14 protein-coding genes are annotated in these 18,453 nt (G+C 42.8%); 3 read left to right on the top strand and 11 right to left on the bottom strand.

Features of this window, described 5'->3' with window-relative positions:
• Positions 1 to 64: 64 nt before the first annotated feature.
• The 7 genes from CXF69_RS07530 to CXF69_RS07500 all read right to left on the bottom strand — a co-directional run bounded on the left by CXF69_RS07530 (position 65) and on the right by CXF69_RS07500 (position 7,158).
• Positions 65 to 865 (bottom strand): SDR family NAD(P)-dependent oxidoreductase, encoded by an 801-nt coding sequence (locus tag CXF69_RS07530; RefSeq protein ID WP_102078340.1) that lies wholly within the window; start codon positions 863 to 865, stop codon positions 65 to 67.
• Positions 866 to 1,042: 177 nt separating this feature from the next.
• The gene (nqrF, locus tag CXF69_RS07525; protein ID WP_102078341.1) at positions 1,043 to 2,278 is read right to left on the bottom strand and encodes an NADH:ubiquinone reductase (Na(+)-transporting) subunit F; all 1,236 of its coding nucleotides are present in this window, start codon (positions 2,276 to 2,278) and stop codon (positions 1,043 to 1,045) included.
• Positions 2,279 to 2,400: 122 nt separating this feature from the next.
• Positions 2,401 to 3,009, bottom strand: coding sequence for an NADH:ubiquinone reductase (Na(+)-transporting) subunit E (nqrE, locus tag CXF69_RS07520; RefSeq protein WP_011281361.1), 609 nt, complete (start codon positions 3,007 to 3,009; stop codon positions 2,401 to 2,403).
• A complete protein-coding gene (locus tag CXF69_RS07515) occupies positions 3,009 to 3,680 on the bottom strand; it encodes an NADH:ubiquinone reductase (Na(+)-transporting) subunit D (RefSeq protein WP_101204727.1) in 672 nt (223 codons plus the stop codon). Before CXF69_RS07515 ends, nqrE begins: the two co-directional genes overlap by 1 nt.
• A gap of 1 nt (position 3,681) precedes the next feature.
• The gene (locus tag CXF69_RS07510; RefSeq protein ID WP_057762167.1) at positions 3,682 to 4,584 is read right to left on the bottom strand and encodes a Na(+)-translocating NADH-quinone reductase subunit C; all 903 of its coding nucleotides are present in this window, start codon (positions 4,582 to 4,584) and stop codon (positions 3,682 to 3,684) included.
• Entirely contained in the window at positions 4,565 to 5,800 is a 1,236-nt protein-coding gene (locus tag CXF69_RS07505; RefSeq protein ID WP_057762164.1) for an NADH:ubiquinone reductase (Na(+)-transporting) subunit B, read from the bottom strand. Before CXF69_RS07505 ends, CXF69_RS07510 begins: the two co-directional genes overlap by 20 nt.
• A 5-nt stretch (positions 5,801 to 5,805) precedes the next feature.
• Positions 5,806 to 7,158, bottom strand: coding sequence for a Na(+)-translocating NADH-quinone reductase subunit A (locus tag CXF69_RS07500; protein WP_101204726.1), 1,353 nt, complete (start codon positions 7,156 to 7,158; stop codon positions 5,806 to 5,808).
• Positions 7,159 to 8,254: 1,096 nt separating this feature from the next.
• On the opposite strand from CXF69_RS07500, the gene hisA reads away from it, so the two are divergent.
• From hisA to CXF69_RS07485, 3 genes are all read left to right on the top strand, one after another.
• Positions 8,255 to 8,992, top strand: a complete 738-nt coding sequence (gene hisA / locus CXF69_RS07495; RefSeq protein WP_101204725.1) for a 1-(5-phosphoribosyl)-5-[(5-phosphoribosylamino)methylideneamino]imidazole-4-carboxamide isomerase — start codon at positions 8,255 to 8,257, stop codon at positions 8,990 to 8,992.
• Between the two features lie 69 nt (positions 8,993 to 9,061).
• Positions 9,062 to 10,690, top strand: a complete 1,629-nt coding sequence (locus CXF69_RS07490; protein WP_101204724.1) for a mechanosensitive ion channel domain-containing protein — start codon at positions 9,062 to 9,064, stop codon at positions 10,688 to 10,690.
• Positions 10,691 to 10,771: 81 nt separating this feature from the next.
• Positions 10,772 to 11,053, top strand: a complete 282-nt coding sequence (locus tag CXF69_RS07485; protein WP_101204723.1) for a hypothetical protein — start codon at positions 10,772 to 10,774, stop codon at positions 11,051 to 11,053.
• A 117-nt stretch (positions 11,054 to 11,170) separates the two neighbouring features.
• On the opposite strand, the gene rnr is transcribed toward CXF69_RS07485, so the two are convergent.
• From rnr to thrS, 4 genes are all read right to left on the bottom strand, one after another.
• Positions 11,171 to 13,447 carry a ribonuclease R gene (gene rnr, locus CXF69_RS07480; RefSeq protein ID WP_101204722.1) on the bottom strand — a complete coding sequence of 759 codons (2,277 nt, stop codon included), beginning with the start codon at positions 13,445 to 13,447 and terminating at the stop codon, positions 11,171 to 11,173.
• Positions 13,448 to 13,586: 139 nt separating this feature from the next.
• Positions 13,587 to 14,831 carry a toxic anion resistance protein gene (locus tag CXF69_RS07475; RefSeq protein WP_057762157.1) on the bottom strand — a complete coding sequence of 415 codons (1,245 nt, stop codon included), beginning with the start codon at positions 14,829 to 14,831 and terminating at the stop codon, positions 13,587 to 13,589.
• Positions 14,832 to 15,237: 406 nt separating this feature from the next.
• Positions 15,238 to 15,741, bottom strand: a complete 504-nt coding sequence (gene infC / locus CXF69_RS07470; RefSeq protein WP_057762155.1) for a translation initiation factor IF-3 — start codon at positions 15,739 to 15,741, stop codon at positions 15,238 to 15,240.
• A 23-nt stretch (positions 15,742 to 15,764) separates the two neighbouring features.
• On the bottom strand, positions 15,765 to 17,699 hold the full coding sequence (thrS, locus tag CXF69_RS07465; protein WP_102078342.1) for a threonine--tRNA ligase: 1,935 nt from the start codon (positions 17,697 to 17,699) through the stop codon (positions 15,765 to 15,767).
• Between the last annotated feature and the right edge of the window lie 754 nt (positions 17,700 to 18,453).

Here is an 18,453-nt window from a genome sequence, read left to right as displayed (position 1 = left end):
ACCCCTTGAACCCAAAAATACTAATGAAGGCACCATTCAGCGACAATTCGTTCGGTTGATCGAATTATTTTACTTGTGACTCACGTATGAGCTTATAGAGTTTTGGCGGAGAGACGCGGTTGACCCGTGTTGCCAGTTTTTCTTTGCGACCAGCGACGATAATATATTCTTCTTCCTTGGCGAGCGCCTTCACAACTTGTTTAGCAAACTCAGTCGCAGTTAGACCATTATTGGTTGCCTCATCCATCGTACCTTGTGCGCTACCATCGCCAGTCAATGCATTGATAGAGATGTTGGTCTGAATAAACCCGGGGAATATCGTGGCTACTTCGATACCTTGGTCATGTAGCTCAGCGCGCAAGCTATTTGCCCACATATGCAGTGCCGCCTTGGCTGCTCCATAAGCGCCGCGATATTGTGTACCTAATAGGCCTGCCACACTCGAGACCATCACGACTTTGCCGCCACCTTGTGCAATCATGTCAGGCAGTACCAGTCTAGTAAGGCGCGTCTGAGCAAAATAATCTATTTCCATGATTTGACGCTCGACCTCTTCATCGGTATCCATGATAAGTGCGCGTTGACTGATACCGGCATTATTAATCAGCCAATCGATTTTGCCAGCCTGAGCTTTAGCAGTGTCATAAGCTTCTTTGGTTTGATTGGCATCACTGATATCAAAAGGAACGACGATATGCTTTTTAGCGCGTTTGCAGCTGTTTTTGACCACCTCTAACTTATCATTGTCACGTCCGCTTAGAATAATTCTAGCGCCGCGTTTGGCGAACGCAACGGCTAATGCTTCTCCAATACCGCTAGAGGCACCTGTAATCCAAATGGTTAGATCTTTGTATTTCGTTTTCATAAGAGTCCTTTCTCAATGTTTAGATAGTCCATCATATAGGATAATAAAGCGACTCTACTAGCTAGATTTGTAGTCTGTAACGGCATTACTATGTGTAAAAATCGCACAAAAAAAGAGCCTCAATTGAGACTCTTTTTTATATTCTTAAACCTTACTTTGCTAGATTAATTATCTAACTTAACCACCGAAATCATCAAGCATGATGTTTTCGTCTTCCACGCCCATGCTGTGTAGCATGTCGATTACGGCAGCGTTCATCATCGGTGGCCCACACATGTAGTATTCACAGTCTTCTGGGTTTGGATGATCTTTCAGATAGTTTTCGAGCAATACGTTATGGATAAAGCCTGTTGGACCTTCCCAGTTATCTTCTGGTAATGGGTCAGACAGTGCAACATGCCACTCAAAGTTATCGAACTCTTCTTCTAGCTGATCATAGTCTTCAACGTAGAACATCTCACGAATAGAACGAGCTCCGTACCAGAAGCTAATCTTACGATCAGTATTCAAACGTTTAAGCTGATCAAAGATATGTGAGCGCATTGGGGCCATACCAGCACCACCACCAACAAAGATCATTTCAGCTTCGGTCTTCTTGGCAAAGAATTCACCATAAGGACCTGAAACCGTCACTTTGTCACCAGGTACTAAGCTAAATACCCATGAAGACATTTTGCCTGGTGGAATACCGTCAGGACCACGTGGCGGTGGACTTGCGATACGGATGTTAAATTTGATGAGGCCTTTCTCTTCAGGATAGTTGGCCATCGAGTAAGCACGGATAACTGGCTCATCAACTTTTGAGACATAGTTGAAGATACCGAATTTTTCCCAGTCTTCTCTATACTCTTCATCAACCACAAAGTCTTTGTAGTGTACTTCATGCGGTGGCGCTTCCAACTGTACATAACCACCAGCGCGGAAGTTTACTTCTTCGCCTTCTGGAATTTTTAGTACCAGCTCTTTAATGAAGGTAGCAACGTTATCGTTAGAGATAACTTCACATTCCCATTTTTGTACATCAAAGAACTCAGGATCGATCTCAATTTTCATGTCTTGCTTAACAGCTACCTGACAAGCTAAGCGCATGTGATTGCGGATTTCACCTTGAGTAAAATATCCTTCTTCGGTGGGCAAAATAGAACCACCACCTTCAATAACGCGGCAACGACACTGCGCACAAGTACCACCACCACCACAAGCTGAAGATAAAAATATACCTTCGCCCGCTAGCGTTTGTAGTAGTTTGCCGCCAGCTGGTGTCACCACATCATTATCGGGATTATCATTAATATGGATAGTGACATCGCCTGAACTGACCAGTCTTGAGCGCGCCGCCAAAATAATAGCGACAAGGCCCATGATGATCAAGGTAAACATAGCAACGCCACCAATCGCCGTAGCGTAATCCATGGTAGGTATCCTTAATCTATGGGGTAGGGGTGAGGGGGCATAATCTATGCTGTACCCAAACCTCTACCGAATAAATGAATTAAATAAGTCAAATAGCTAATGAAAGCTTTGAGCTTAGCGGTTTAGATGGACATACCACCGAACGACATAAAGCCGAGCGACATAAGACCAACCGTGATAAAAGTAATACCAAGACCACGTAGCGGTGCTGGAATATCTGAGTATTTTAGCTTTTCACGGATACCCGCCAATGCTGTAATAGCAAGTGCCCAACCGAAGCCTGCACCCACACCATAGACAACAGATTCACCAAAGTTATAGTCACGCTCAACCATAAATAATACACCACCTAAGATGGCACAGTTTACGGTGATTAGTGGTAAGAATACCCCAAGCGCGTTATATAGACTCGGTACAAACTTGTCCAAGAACATCTCTAGGATCTGTACGGTGGCTGCAATCAAACCGATATAACTTAGCAATCCTAAGAAGCTCAAGTCGATATCAGGGAAACCTGCCCATGCCAGCGCACCATCTTTTAGGATGAACTGGAATAGTAAATTATTTAGTGGAACGGTAATTGCCATCACGACAACAACCGCAACACCTAGACCAATCGCTGTAGAAACTTTTTTGGATACGGCCAAAAAAGTACACATGCCTAAGAAGTAGGCAAGCGCCATGTTCTCAATAAAGACTGAGGTTATAAATAAACTAACATAATGTCCCATTAGTGACCGCCTCCATGTGCCATGCCTTTAGACTGCGGCTTCATTACAAACTCAGCTTCTTCAACTTGTTCTGGTTTCCAGATACGGACAACAGCGATGAACAAACCAATGATAAAGAACGCTGATGGTGGTAACAGTAATAGACCGTTTGGTATGTACCAACCGCCATCAGTAACTGGTTGTAGAATCGTAATACCGAACCAAGTACCAGCACCCAATAGCTCACGGATAGTTGCAACGAATAGTAATACTGCTGAGTAACCAAGACCGTTACCAATACCGTCTAAAAAGCTTGGGACTGGTGGGTTGCTCATAGCAAATGCTTCAGCACGGCCCATAACGATACAGTTCGTGATGATCAAACCAACAAAGACAGATAGACCTTTACTGACGTCATAAGCCACTGCTTTTAGTACCTGATCAACCAAGATAACCAACGAAGCAATAATCGTCATCTGTACGATGATACGAATGCTTGATGGAATCTGTTTACGGATAATCGAGATAAAGAAGCTTGAAAATGCCGTTACCAAGGTCAATGCCACACACATGACCATAGCGTTAGCCATGCTGGTGGTGACAGCCAATGCCGAACAGATACCAAGGATCTGTAGGGCAATAGGGTTATTATCAAAGATAGGCGTGGTTAAAATGCTTTTAGTGTCAGCCATGTTATGCCTCCTTGCCGTTTGCTACTGGTAGCTTGGCTGCCAATTCGGTTTTAGGTTGAGCTGCCGGCTTTGATTGATTTGCTTGCGTGTCTGCACCTTCAACCGTTTGGCCGCTCTTTTCGCGTAGCGTATCTAGATAAGGCTTATAACCTTGCTCACCTAACCAAAACTGAATCATATTGCTGACGCCGCGGCTAGTCAATGTCGCACCGCTGATGCCATCAACCCAGTTTTCTTTTGGGTTACCAGCTTTGGTTACACCAGTGGCAACGTTACCATTCTCGTCATAAGACTCGATACCGCTCCACTTTGCACGCCATTCTGGCTCTTCGATACGAGCGCCAAGACCTGGGGTTTCTTTATGCTCGTAGAAACTGATACCTTTGATGGTATTCATATCACTTTCGAGCGTTAAGAAACCATAGATAGTGCCCCATAGACCGTAGCCCTGAATTGGCAATACAACCGTTTCTGGCTGACCGGCATCATCATTTTTGACATAGACTTTGGCATATTTTGGCTTACGACCAATACCAGCAGGATCGTTGTCACCCAAGTCTTCACTTAGAGCTTGGTTCTTTGTCGCTTGACTGGCGTCATAAGCATTACGATCAGGGATGCCAGCAGTTTTTAGCGCATCGTCATCGAGATAAGTACCTTCGTTTAGATCAATGATTTTGACTTCAAAGTCTTTAAAACGTTCGGCGACATCATCTGCTGTATCAGACTCAGCGTCATACATGTCAGCCGCAACTAAGATGTTTTTGTTGCGGTCTAAACGTGCGTTTTCGACTTGCGCAGGCTTTAGACCAACAGCCACTGCTGAGACCAACACTGAACACACCAAGCATAGCGTCAAAGCCACACTGATGGTTTTCGCGTTATTACTTTTGGGCTTGGACATAGCGAACCCTCCGAGCGGTTTGGCGTTTGATATTTGCTTGAGTCACAAAGTAATCAAACAATGGAGCAAATAAGTTGGCGAATAGAATGGCCAGCATGATGCCTTCTGGGAAAGCAGGGTTGATGACGCGAATCAATACAGTCATAAAACCAATCAAGATACCGTAAGCCCAGCGGCCTTTGTTTGTATGCGCAGCTGATACTGGATCGGTTGCCATAAATACAGCACCGAAAGCAAAGCCACCGATAACTAAGTGCCAGTAGAACGGCAGGCTCATCATCATGTTGTCTTCAGAGCCAATCATGTTGAATACAAGAGACGTCGCAATCAGACCGACCACACAACCTGCCATAATGCGCCAAGAAGCGATACGCGTCCATAGCAACACTGCAGCGCCCATTAGGATAGCTAGCGTCGATACTTCACCGATACTACCTTGCATGTTACCTAAGAATGCATCACTCCACGTGATGGCATTACCATAGACGTCGACGAAGTCCTGAGGAACCACACCAAGTGCTGCAAGGCCAAGTGGTGTCGCGCCTGAGAAACCATCTACTGCTGTCCATACTGAGTCACCAGACATATAGGCTGGATAAGCAAAGTATAAGAATGCACGACCCGATAGGGCAGGGTTAAGGAAGTTTTTACCAGTACCACCGAACACTTCTTTTGCGACAACCACACCGAAGATAATACCTAGGGCAACTTGCCATAAAGGAATATCAGGTGGTAGACATAATGCAAATAGAACTGAAGTCACAAAGAAACCTTCGTTGACTTCGTGTCCACGGACGACAGCAAAGATAATCTCACAGAGAATACCTACCGCAAACGTCACGATATAAATAGGCAAAAACTGCATCGCACCATAGACGAAGCTTGCCCAGATACTGTCTGGGTTATAGCCTGCCATGCTAGTGATTACAGTACGCCAGCCTTCAGGCTGCAAGCCAAGCTGAGCGATAGCGGTTAGTGCTTGATGACCAATATTGTACATACCCCAAAACATCGCTGGGAAGGTACATAGCCATACGGTAATCATAATACGCTTTAGGTCAATCCCGTCACGTACATGCGATGATGCATAAGTGGTTGAGCTTGGTTGACGTAAGAACGTATCAAACATCTCAAAAATAGCGTAGTACTTTTCGTGTTTGCCGCCTTTGGTGAAAGATGGCTCCATACGATCGAACATATTGTGTAAAAATTTCATCGTGGTTAGCCCTCCAGCTCAATGCGCGTTAAGTTATCACGCAAAATATCACCGAATTCATATTTGCCAGGAGATACAAAGGTGCATAGTGCCAAATCTTCTTCGTCCAGTTCAAGCACGCCCAAATCTACTGCGCTAATGATGTCTTCGACAATCAATGCACGTAGTAATTGAGTTGGTAGGTAATCTTGTGGCATGACTTCTTCATAGACACCGATTGGTACCATCGCTCGTGGTGAGCCGTTACTTGTGGTAGTAAAGTCGTACTTTTTGCCACCAAAGAACTGTGAAATATAGATAGGCAGTTTTGAGAAGCGGTTTTTACCTGGAGTAAAGAAGTGGAACGCAGGACGCTCACGGCCTTCAGTCAATACGCTGATCTGATTGTGAAAACGACCCAGATAGGCGATGTTTTCAAACACTTTGCGACCAGACAATACTGAACCTGAAATGATACGGTTCTCGCCGGCAGCCAGTTTACCTTTGGTCAATGCAGTGATATCAGCACCGCGCTCAGTCATAACCAACTGCGGGTTAGTGACAGCAGGTCCTGCCAAGCTCACCATGCGGCGCGTATATAGACGACCTGTCGTGAACAATTTACCGATGGCAATCACGTCTTGATAACCAATCGTCCATACGGTCACACCGCGGCTGATAGGATGCAAGAAATGAATATGCGTACCGGCAAGACCAGCTGGATGCTTACCAGCAAAACCATGATACTCAGTGACGTTATTCGCTGCAGTTTTTGCAACTGGCGTCAGTTGAGTATCGCCATGATGGCAGACAAAGGTCTTTGGACTAAGCGTAGATAATACAGCAAGTCCATCATTGAACGCTTGTAGCTGCTCATTGATCACAAGCATCGGGTCAAAGGCAAGTGGATTGGTATCCATTGCTGTGACAAAGATAGCATGTGGACGAGCGCCGATTTCGGGTGCGCGGCTATAAGGACGTGTGCGAAACGCCGTCCATTCGCCAGAGGCAATCAGTTGGGTTTCAACGACTTCAGAGTCTAGGTCAGCAAGCTGCTGTGAGTCATAGCGCTCAAAGTCTACTTCTTCACCATTTGGGTCGACCGCAATCACAAGACTCTCAAACACTCGACGTTCGCCACGTTTAACAGCGACGACCTTACCGGCAGCAGGGGCAGTGTAGATCACGCCAACACGTTTTTTGTCTTCATAAACGGGCTGACCTTTGGCTACAATGTCACCTTCTTTGACATTCATAGTGGGTTTCATACCCACATAATCATAGCCAACAAGTGCTACATGTGTCGGTTGGTGCTCAGATATCTCGCGGGAGGGTTCACCAGTGATGGGCAAATCCAAACCTTTTTTGATGGTAATCATAAGCGAAAACTTAGTCCATAGTCTAAAACGATACCAGACGTCCTGTTTGGTATATCGGTAGCATGAACATTTGTATCACTTAATAAAGCCTTCAATCGTCTATTTCCTTTATAGTGAAATAGGGATGAAAGCTCTGTGAAGACAATACATGATCATAACTACTAGTAAGAGTATTAACGCTGACCTTAGACTCCTTAACAACACGTTAATGTCTTATTCGAATTACCAAAGTGGCGACTGGCTACCAAGGTGTATGCTAAAACCGTTTCATCGAAATCAATCGCTACAGCACATGGCTAAAAGAGACTGGTTTAAATACAAATGGCTTTATCACACGTTTCATTGAAATTTAAAACTTGTAACACCAGTATGTTTGACCATCTCTCGCTTACGAATACCGTTTAAAGATATTCGATAGAATAAAAGTGTGGCCAAATAACGATCTATTAAGGTAGATGATATACTGGTTAAAAGACAAACTAGCTAAGCAACTGATAAGCAAACCTCGCTTATTATAAGCTGCTATAGTTTTAATCGTAACGGTTTTAATATAGTTAGCTAGTGATAGGGACTTGCAAGACATCTAATTAAGGTTAAATACCGCAGAATCGATGGTTTAGAGACTATTGGTTGAGATTTTTTCAGATAGTCCTTTTTAGCAATTTCTTAGCCAATATTTTATTGGCGTATTGAGCGATTGCTCGATCCATCCTGATCACCATGCTGTATTAGTGAGTTGTAACAACTCAACAAAAAGCGTAACACATGGTTACTATCACATAGAAACAAATAAAAATTTACCTAGGATTATACGCTAAATTGACCTAAAATTGCCAGTCAGTAATAGAATTTAACGATTGTTGGTAGTGATTCTACGTACTAAAACTTATGGTTATGATTGTCTAGTTTCTGTCTTTCTTATTTATATTCAAACAGATTGCTGACTTAGCGATGTCTTGGTTTTCGATCTGTCCATAATTTATGCTACTTTTAAGCAGCTTTTTCTCTCGTTATTTGATGCTTCGATAACGTTTCATTCTCAAAATTTTCATTTACTAAATTTATTGCCAATCTTGTGCTTTATAAGGAATGCTATATGTGTGCTGTGCCTGTCATTATCCCGGCTATTGATTTAAAAGATGGTAAGTGTGTACGTTTAAAACAAGGCCGTATGGAAGATGATACGGTGTTCTCTGATGACCCAGTTGCCATGGCAGCGCGTTGGGTAGATGAAGGCGCGCGTCGCTTACATTTGGTCGATTTGAATGGTGCTTTTGATGGCGTGCCAGTACATAGACAAGTGGTCAATGATATCACCAAAGCCTATCCGAACCTGCCTATTCAATTGGGTGGCGGTGTACGTAACATGAATACTATCGAGCAGTATATTACCGCAGGTTTGACGTATATCATTATCGGTACAAAAGCCGTTGAAGATCCTGATTTTGTCGCTGAAGCTTGTCGCGAATTTGCAGGGCATATCATCGTCGGTATCGACGCCAAAGACGGTATGGTAGCCACTCATGGCTGGGCAAACGTGACAGATACCAAAGCGACCGAACTTGCTAAGCGCTTTGCAGACGTCGGCGTGTCATCAATCGTTTATACTGATATCGCCCGCGATGGCATGATGCAAGGCGTCAACGTTGAACAAACTGTTAATCTGGCACGTGAAGGCGGATTACCTGTAATTGCATCAGGTGGCGTTACCGATATGAAAGATATCGAGCTGTTAAAGCCTTATGGTGATTGTATCGAAGGTATCATTACCGGTCGCGCTATCTATGAAGGCACATTGAACTTGAGCGCAGCGCAGCTTTACTTAGATAGCTAAATAAAGCCAGACAGCTAATTCTTAACAACTAGCTAAGCGAGAAAAATCCGTAAAAAATAAAGGATGCTTATGGCCACTTATATTGACCGTCCAATAATACGCAGTTCTATAAAAGCGTGGGGTCAAATAGTGTTGCTACTAAGCATCCTTTTTGCGTTTTCAGCGCATGCTGCCAGTGAAGAAATTTCTAGTATCTCAGCGGCATTGGGTGTAGAGGACGCAATACCTGACAGTACAGCTACAGCAGATGATGACACGTCAGAAACCAATATTTCCACACCGACTCCTGCCCCACCACCCGCAATCAATGGTGAAAGTACCAACAATGGTCAAATTGAAACCACACCCACCCTCCAAAAAGACAACGACATCCGTCAGCGAATCAATGGAATCTTTTCTGAGATAGAAGGATTACAAGCCGTCACTGTCAGTGTTACTCAAGGTGTCGTCACCTTGGCGGGAGAAGCTGCCAACGAAAAAAAGGCGCAGCAAGCCATCAATTTGACTAACCGTTTGACAGACGTCGTGACGGTTGATGACAATATAAACCGCACACTAGATGTTCAAGAAAACGTCTCGACAGTTTATCAGGGCCTAAAAGCGCAATTGGAAAACCTAGTGAAGGCGCTGCCTTTATTGCTGGTTGGTATTGTCATATTTGCACTCGTGACATGGTTTGGTAGTTGGTTATCTAGACGCAAAAAAATGTGGCAGCGCCTCACGCCCAATCCTTTTGTCGCTGAGCTATTGTCGCAGACCATTAAAGTTATCTTTATTATTTTTGGTCTTATTCTGGCACTGAGCTTGATCGGTGCAGAAACGGTATTGGGCACGTTGCTCGGCGGTGCTGGTGTCATTGGTATCGCTGTTGGTTTTGCGGTCAAAGACACTATCGAAAACTATATTGCTTCTTTAATGCTCAGTATCCGTCAGCCCTTTCGTGCACGTGATCAAGTAGTGATTAATGGTCAAGAGGGGATTGTGGTTCGTCTGACGTCACGTGCGACGATATTAATGACGCTAGATGGCAATCAGCTGCGTATTCCAAATGCTGAAGTCTTTAAAGGTACCATTCTAAATTACACCAAAAATCCTGAGCGCCGATTTACTTTTGAATTAGGCGTTGATGCCAATGACGATCCATTAGCAGCAATCAAAGTCGGATTGGATGCGATACATACACTAGCGTTTGTCTTGAATGAGCCCAAAGCAATTGCGGTCATTACCAATGTCGGTGATTCTAATATTGTTTTGGAATTTCAGGTTTGGGTAGATCAATCAGAGACTGACTTTGCCAAAGCACGCAGTATCGCCATTCGTGAGACCAAGCATGCACTAGAGGATAAAGGCTTTAGCTTACCTGAGCCTATCTATCGTCTGCGCTTCAACAATAAGTTAGAAAAAGCCTTTGAACACATGCAAAGCAGTGTCAGTAATACTAATAATGTTCAATCTGATATAACGATTACGCCGTCGATTCCTGAACCTATTGACACAAATCAGGTCAGCGGGAGTCATACGGATGACCAAGATAAAAAGCAAGCCAAGGCTCGCGCCAAAACCATTTTGCAAGGTCGCAGTGCTGATGAGGTTCTCGACGCCCGTCCTGACGACAAGCTGATGGAAAAGGTAGAGCAAGAGATTGCTCAAAGCTCAGATGAGACGGATTTATTGAATAATAATAGCCCACAAGAATAGGTACTAGACGTTAAATAAAATTTAGGCATAAAAAGTGCAACAGAATCTATATTTGGTGGTTATTCAAATACGGGGCTTTTTATGGAAATGAAACACGTCATTATCTTTGCAGTAATTGGTATTGTGGCATTGCTTGGCTTTAACATTATCAATGGCAATAGTCGCGAACAAAACAGAGAGATCGCAGCCAGTAGCGTAGCGGCTGAACAGCCTGATTCTACAGTAGTTACCTCTGATACAGATATTATTAGCCAGCCACTTAGTCAACAGCCGAAAGCTATCGTAGATAGTGCTACTAGCAAAATTGACCAAGCACAGCAAGCCGAACAAGACCGTGTAGGGCAATTGGACAATGCGCAATAGGCACAATAAATAGCTATATCATTGATGATTGAAAAGTACACAGCATAAAAAAGGCTAACGATTACGTTAGCCTTTTTTATTGTATTACAACATCAGTATCTAAGTATCAGTCTAAGCTTAGCTTTTTTTGGCAGCGCCTCTGCGGTTGCTGCTTCTTTTCGCTGGGGTTTTCTTAGGCTGTTCTTTCTTCGGTTGACCTTTTTTGCTTTGGTTCATTGCACTAGATTGCAATTTAGCCTTCAAATCAAAATCAATTTGTAGCAGGTCCATGTTGACACCCGCAACCTTCACCTTAACTGAATCGCCCAGTCCAAATAGCGTGCCTTTATCCTTACCGATAAGCTGCTGTTGCTGCTCATCGTAGACAAAGAAGTCATCGCCAACGTTTGAAATATGAACCAAACCGTCGATATATAAGTCAGTCAATGTGACGAATAGACCAAAGCTAGTAACCGTAGTCACAACGCCTTCAAACTCTTCACCGACATGATCGGTCATATAGTGACACTTGAGCCAAGATTCTACATAACGTGATGCTTTTTCTGCACGGCGTTCTGTATCTGACGTTTGTGTACCAGCACCTTCAAGAGAAAAGTCCATAACAGGCTGTGGGCTGTTGGTAACTTTTGCCTTAATCGCGCGATGCAGCATCAAATCTGGATAACGGCGAATCGGCGAGGTAAAGTGGCTATATTCATCATATGCTAAGCCAAAGTGACCAATATTGTCAGGTGCATAGTTTGCTTGCATCATTGAACGCAGTAGCATGCTATGAATACTGATGGCATCTGGTCTATCTTTAGTCGCTTCGATAATGCGCTGGTAATCCGCTTGCGTTGGATTCTCTTCTGGGAATGGTAAGCCAAAGTTTTTCGCATATTCATGAATACGCATCGACTTCTCATTATCAGGCTTATCATGGTTACGATATAAAACTGGTAACTCATGCTTAAGCGCGAAGTTTGCAGCACAAGTATTTGCAAGAAGCATACACTCTTCGATTAGCTTTTGAGAGTCGCCACGAGTGCGCGGTAAAATCGCTTCGATTCCGCCTTTCTCATTGAACTTGATATACGTCTCAACCGTTTCAAATTCCATTGCATGACGTTCTTCACGCTTTTTAAGCAGTAGCTCATACAGCTGATGTAAGGTATCAACAGACTTTTTAACGTCTTTATTACCTGTCAGTGATTTAGGTAATCTCTTATCATTCGGATTCACAAGATAATCATTTACTTGATTATAAGTTAGACGCGCTTGTGAGTGCATCACTGACGGATAAAACTCATATCCAGTCACTTTACCAGCGCGCGATATCTTGATATCAGCAACCATACATAAGCGATCTAGATTAGGGTTCAGTGAACACAGACCGTTAGATAATACTTCAGGCAACATCGGAATCACGCGATGAGGGAAGTATACTGAAGTACCACGCTCATAGGCATCTTGGTCAAGTGGTGAATTCGGTGTCACATAATAGCTGACATCTGCAATCGCAACCACAACACGGTAGTTACCACCAGAACGCTTTTCAGCGAATACCGCATCATCAAAGTCACGAGCATCTTCGCCGTCGATAGTGACAAGCGGTAGATGACGTATATCTGTACGACCTTTTATATCTTTTTCGGTTGGCTCTTGATAATCATCAGCTTGCTTAAGTGCAGCTTCGCTAAAATCTGATGGAATATCATAGTTGAGTAGGGTAGTCTCAATAATCAATTCACGATCATTATCGTCAGAAAGCACTTCAGTGATTTTACCAGTGGCAAATTCGTGCTGGTTTGGCCAGTCAATGATATCGACTTTGACAGGAGCGCCTTGTTTGATATTTAGCGCCTGAACATTGTCATCAGTAACCGTAATCGGTTGATGATTGTTTGGGCTACCAAGCTCAACACAATAACCGTCTTCATCACGAGCAAGTGTACCGATAAAGTTGTTTTGACGACGTTCGACAACATCAACGATACGCCCTTCGGTACGCCCACGGTTGTCTGTCGAAGTGCCAACTGCTGCTACTGTATCGCCATTGAATACCCAGCGCATTTGTTTTTCATGTAAAAACAAATCTGGCATGTCACTTAGCACCACAAAACCAAAACCTTTTGGATGGGCAGACACTGTACCTGAAACGATATCTTGCTTGGTCACTGTGCGATAGCGATAAGGACGACCATCACGATTCACTTGGCCATCACGTGCCATTGCTTTTAGACGATTGCCCAAAGCATCAAACTGATCAGGGTCATCAATGTTAAAGGCTTTTGCCAATTGCTGATGCGTGACTTCCCCATGTTCATTAATCGTGCTGAGTATCAGCTCACGACTAGGAATCGGGTTGTCATATTTTTTTGCCTCACTTGAGGCGTTTGGATCGTTCCAACTCATAAATTACCGTATCTATTTTTAAAATTATTAATAGTGGCTATCTTAACACGAACGACGTTGCAATATCTTGCGTCAATTGTCTTATGTGTATTCGGTAGCAGGAAGCGGTCAGTTTTCTGGCGACCGCTATAGGGATAAATCAAATATCGATATCGACATTGCTCGATTGGTTAGTGATTTTTTTACTATCCAACTCTTTTGAGACTTCTAATACCGTAGTCTGATTTGATTTATCCAAGTATTTTTGTGCTTTATCTACTTCAGTGGTCAGTGTATTGACCGTTTGCTTCATATTCTCTAGCGCTTCAATTTTGTAATTGCTAATCATATCCATCGTGTCATAGACATTATTGAAGGCATTTTGCAGTTTATCAAGCTCAATGCTACTGCTGGTCGCCTGCTCGTGAATCTCACCTGACTGACGTTTGAGCATCGCTGAAGTTGATTCAATCAAACTACTGGTCGTTTTATTCAAGGCAGTGATTTGATCCAATACCAATTTTTGATTGGTCATTGCTTGAGCAACGACAACAGCCGTGCGTAATGCAGACACAGTAGTCGTGGTTGCACGATCGACACCTTTAATCAGTTCTAAGTTATTACGGCGAATAGTATCAAGCGCCAAGTAACCTTGTACGTTCACTGCTAACTGAGTTAAAAAGTCAGTGTTTTTTTGACGGACATAAAACAACATCTCTTCTTTAATGATGCGCGCTTTTTCTGGATCTGTTGCTTCTATCGCATAGACCTTCTGCTCAAGTTGCTCATCAATCTTTTTGCCAACGTAGACATACTGGCGAATAGACTGCATCAGCTCCCACATATTGACTTTTTCTTGCTCAATCATCGCATTGTCTTTGAGCAATTCATCTTTACCATTATAGAGACTGGTAACGACCGCATTTATATGTGATTGTGCCGACTCATACTGACGGAAATAATCTTGCACCTTATTACCGAATGGAATGAGACCGAACAGCTTGCGTGAGCTGGTCAGCTCCTTTTTGCTTGGATCTAAGTCTTCGACAATCCCGCGTAGTTCCGTTAGCGATTTAGCAATAGGAGAGTTGTCGAATAAGCTGTCATTGAGACTTTTTGCGGGCAAATCTAACATTCGGTTGGATACTTGTGCAGATTCACGAATCTCTTTTGTACCTAGATTATGAATAGACTGCACGTTCTGTCGAAACTCATCGCTATGCACAGAGTTGGTAAGCACATGATCAACAAAAGCATCAACCTTGGCATCGAGCTCAGGAATTTGGCTTTCATCCAATTTGACCATCTGATCTGCTTCACTTTTCTGTATTTCTTTGACAGGTTCAGGTGCTGTTAGAGAGATACTGGGAGTTGTAGCGTTTTCTGGTGGCGTCAATTCTTGCATGAAATATCCTCTGATATCGGAGAAGGGGAGTGTTTTTTGTCAACGACTCTGACAGTCGTGGTATACATTGTTTTTATTTATACACTTAGCTTTTATACATTTATAAAACGTCTTTAGCTCATACTAACTTCTATCAAATGATCATTAGTGACTGCTAAATGCTGACTAGCAAATATAACTAGACCTTTAGATTACCGTGTAATCAGAAAGTTGAGAAGGTAGATTTTGTAAAATAGCGTCAGTCAATGATGCTAGGCTATTTATGTTCAATATAGCTATGTTTATTACAGCAGTTTTTGAGTCCAAATAATAAAAAACCATCAATATCCCGCAGCATATTGATGGTTAGAGTTATAAATAGCTATATAGACTAACAGCCACCACTTAAAGCAATCCAATAAACAGATTACTTTTTCTTAGTGGGTCCAAGCAGCATGCCCATCTGACGACCTTCCATCTTAGGGTACTGTTCGACGTTTGAGATATCAGCAGTATCTTCAATGATACGATCAAGTTGTTTGCGACCGATATCTTGGTGCGCCATTTCACGTCCGCGGAAACGGATGCTAATTTTAACTTTATCTTGATCTTCCAAGAAGCTCACGATTTTTCTCAGTTTAACCTGATAATCGGCCTCTTCGGTACTAGGACGTAGCTTCATCTCTTTAAGCTGAGTCTGCTTTTGGTTTTTCTTAGCTTCTTTAGCCTTTTGCTTTTGATCATAGAGGAAATGCTTATAATCCATGATCTTACATACTGGTGGCTTAGCTTCAGGAACTAATTCAACCAAATCTAGATTTTCATCACGTGCCGCTTTCATCGCGGTTGCGATATCAACCACGCCCATTTGCTCGCCATCTTCTTTGACGAGACGGACTTCTTTGACATTGATATCTTCGTTGATGTTCAAACGGTTGGACTGTTTAATAGGTATTACTCCTCATCTGTTTTTGGGGTCTGTCGGCCTTTTTTACTGACAGCGGTCTGTACTAATGTAATAAATTCAGAAACACTCATCACGCCAAGGTTCTCACCTTCGCGAGTTCGGACGTTGACACTGCCCGATTCGACTTCTTTATCCCCTAATACTAGCATATAGGGAATACGTTCTAATGTTTTCTCTCGTATCTTAAATCCAATCTTTTCGTTACGCAAGTCGCTAATAGCGCGCAAACCTGCATTTTTGAGCTCGCTAACTACGTTTTCACATGCATCAGCTTGTTTATCAGTGATGTTCATGACCACAACTTGCTGCGGTGCTAGCCACACTGGCATCCAACCAGCATAGTTTTCGATCAAAATACCGATGAAACGCTCGAACGAACCTAAGATTGCACGGTGCAACATAATAGGTACTTCACGATCGTTCTGCTCATTGACGAATTCTGCATCGAGACGCTCAGGCATGTTTGGATCAACCTGAATGGTACCGCACTGCCAAATACGTCCTAATGAATCCTTTAGACTAAACTCAATCTTTGGACCATAGAATGCACCTTCACCAGGTAAGTAATCCCAGTCTAGCCCTGAGCTATCAAGCGCATCTGCCAACGCCTTTTCTGCAAAGTCCCAAGACTCATCACTACCAACACGTTTTTCAGGACGGGTAGACAGTTTCATAATAATATTGTCAAAGCCAAAATCTTCATAGACAGCAAGCGTTAGCTTAATGAAGTCAGCAACTTCTTGTTGAATCTGCGACTGTGTACAGAAGATATGCGCATCATCTTGAGTAAAGCCACGCACACGCATCAAACCATGCAGTGAACCCGATGGCTCGTTACGATGACAAGAGCCAAACTCAGCCATACGCAGTGGTAAGTCACGGTAAGACTTTAGTCCTTGGTTAAACACTTGCACGTGACAAGGGCAGTTCATCGGTTTTACCGCATAATCACGGTTTTCACTAGCAGTCGTGAACATATTGGTCGCATAGTTGCCCCAATGTCCTGAACGCTCCCACAAGCTGCGATCAACAATTTGAGGGGTTTTAATCTCCTCGTAGCCATTATCGTATTGTACTTTGCGCATATATTGCTCAAGTACTTGATAAATCGTCCAACCATTAGCATGCCAGAACACCATACCTGGCGCTTGCTCTTGCATATGAAATAGGTTCAGCGCTTTACCGATTTTACGATGGTCACGCTTTTCTGCTTCTTCGATACGTTGGATATAAGCTTTCAACTGTTTCTTATCAGCCCACGCAGTACCATAGATACGCTGTAACTGCTCATTTTTCGCATCGCCGCGCCAATAAGCACCTGACATTTTGGTCAGTTTAAATACTTTCAAAAAGCGCGTGTTTGGCACATGCGGACCACGGCACATATCGACGTATTCTTGGTGATGATACAAGCCAAACGCTTCTTCACCTGGCATATCATTAATAAGCTTTAACTTATAGTCTTCATTACGTGATTCAAATATTTCAATCGCTTCGGCGCGTGGCGTCATTTTTTTGATAACGTCATAATCTTGCTTGATCAGCTCCATCATGCGTTTTTCAATGGCCTCCATATGCTCAGGCGTAAATGGCGTTTCACTAAAGATATCGTAATAAAAACCATCATCAATAACAGGACCAATGACCATCTTCACATCAGGGTAAAGCTGCTTAACCGCATGACCTAATAGGTGAGCACATGAGTGACGGATAATATCGACACCGTCGTCGTCTTTTGGCGTTACGATTTCAACATTGGCATCAGCGACGATAGGATCATGTGCATCTACTAGATGACCATTTACACGTCCAGCAACCGTCGCTTTAGCGAGTCCTGTCCCAATACTTTGCGCCACTTCCATGACTGTTGTATGACCTTCAAAGTCTTTTACACTACCATCGGGTAAAGTAATCGCTACCATAATCTATTCGCCTATTATTGGGTCCGTTGGCAGTGATGATTGCAACCATCAATCATATAACCGTGAGACCACATCAATTATATCTAATCATCGTGATATGTTGTGAAAGGGACGCATTACCTAGAGGCTTACTGTGACTATATAAGCTAGGGCTGATGCATGGCTTAAAGCCAGTTAATAAATAGCCTTGCAGCAAAATGCATTTCGCTATATGAATAATATAATAGCCAACATATATAAGTAATGCAGCAAAATACCTATTATAGCAAAAACTGTCTCTCAACACTAGATATCAAGGGATTGCACGACGACTAATATAAGAGCCATATCTTATGATAAAGGTAGTATTAGTAACTGCACTATATAGGACGATATATTGAAAGCATCATATAACCTCGAATTACTTAGCTTCTATATAGTGCTAATTATATGAATATCAACATTGAAAAATATGAGAGACAATTTACTTAGAAGAGATATGTAAGAATATCAGGACGAATAAGCCCAATTGTGAATATTAGATAAGGCTTGTTTTCAATGAAAATTGGTGGATTAAAACATATTGCACACTAGTATTTAAAAAATAGAGAACCTCAATTCTATAACCCATTGAAAAAAATACAGATTTATTTGTCTGCTAAAATAAGATTAAAAACATTAATAAAACGGGTTGACACAAAAGTTAAACCGTCTATAATACGCACCTCATCAAGACGAGCTGGAAGTAGCTAGTGTGTGATTACACATTAACAAT

This window comes from Psychrobacter sp. Choline-02u-9 (assembly GCF_002836505.1).
GTDB lineage: Bacteria > Pseudomonadota > Gammaproteobacteria > Pseudomonadales > Moraxellaceae > Psychrobacter.
Note: the sequence above shows the minus strand (reverse complement) of the source record. Positions and strands in the feature narration are given on the sequence as shown.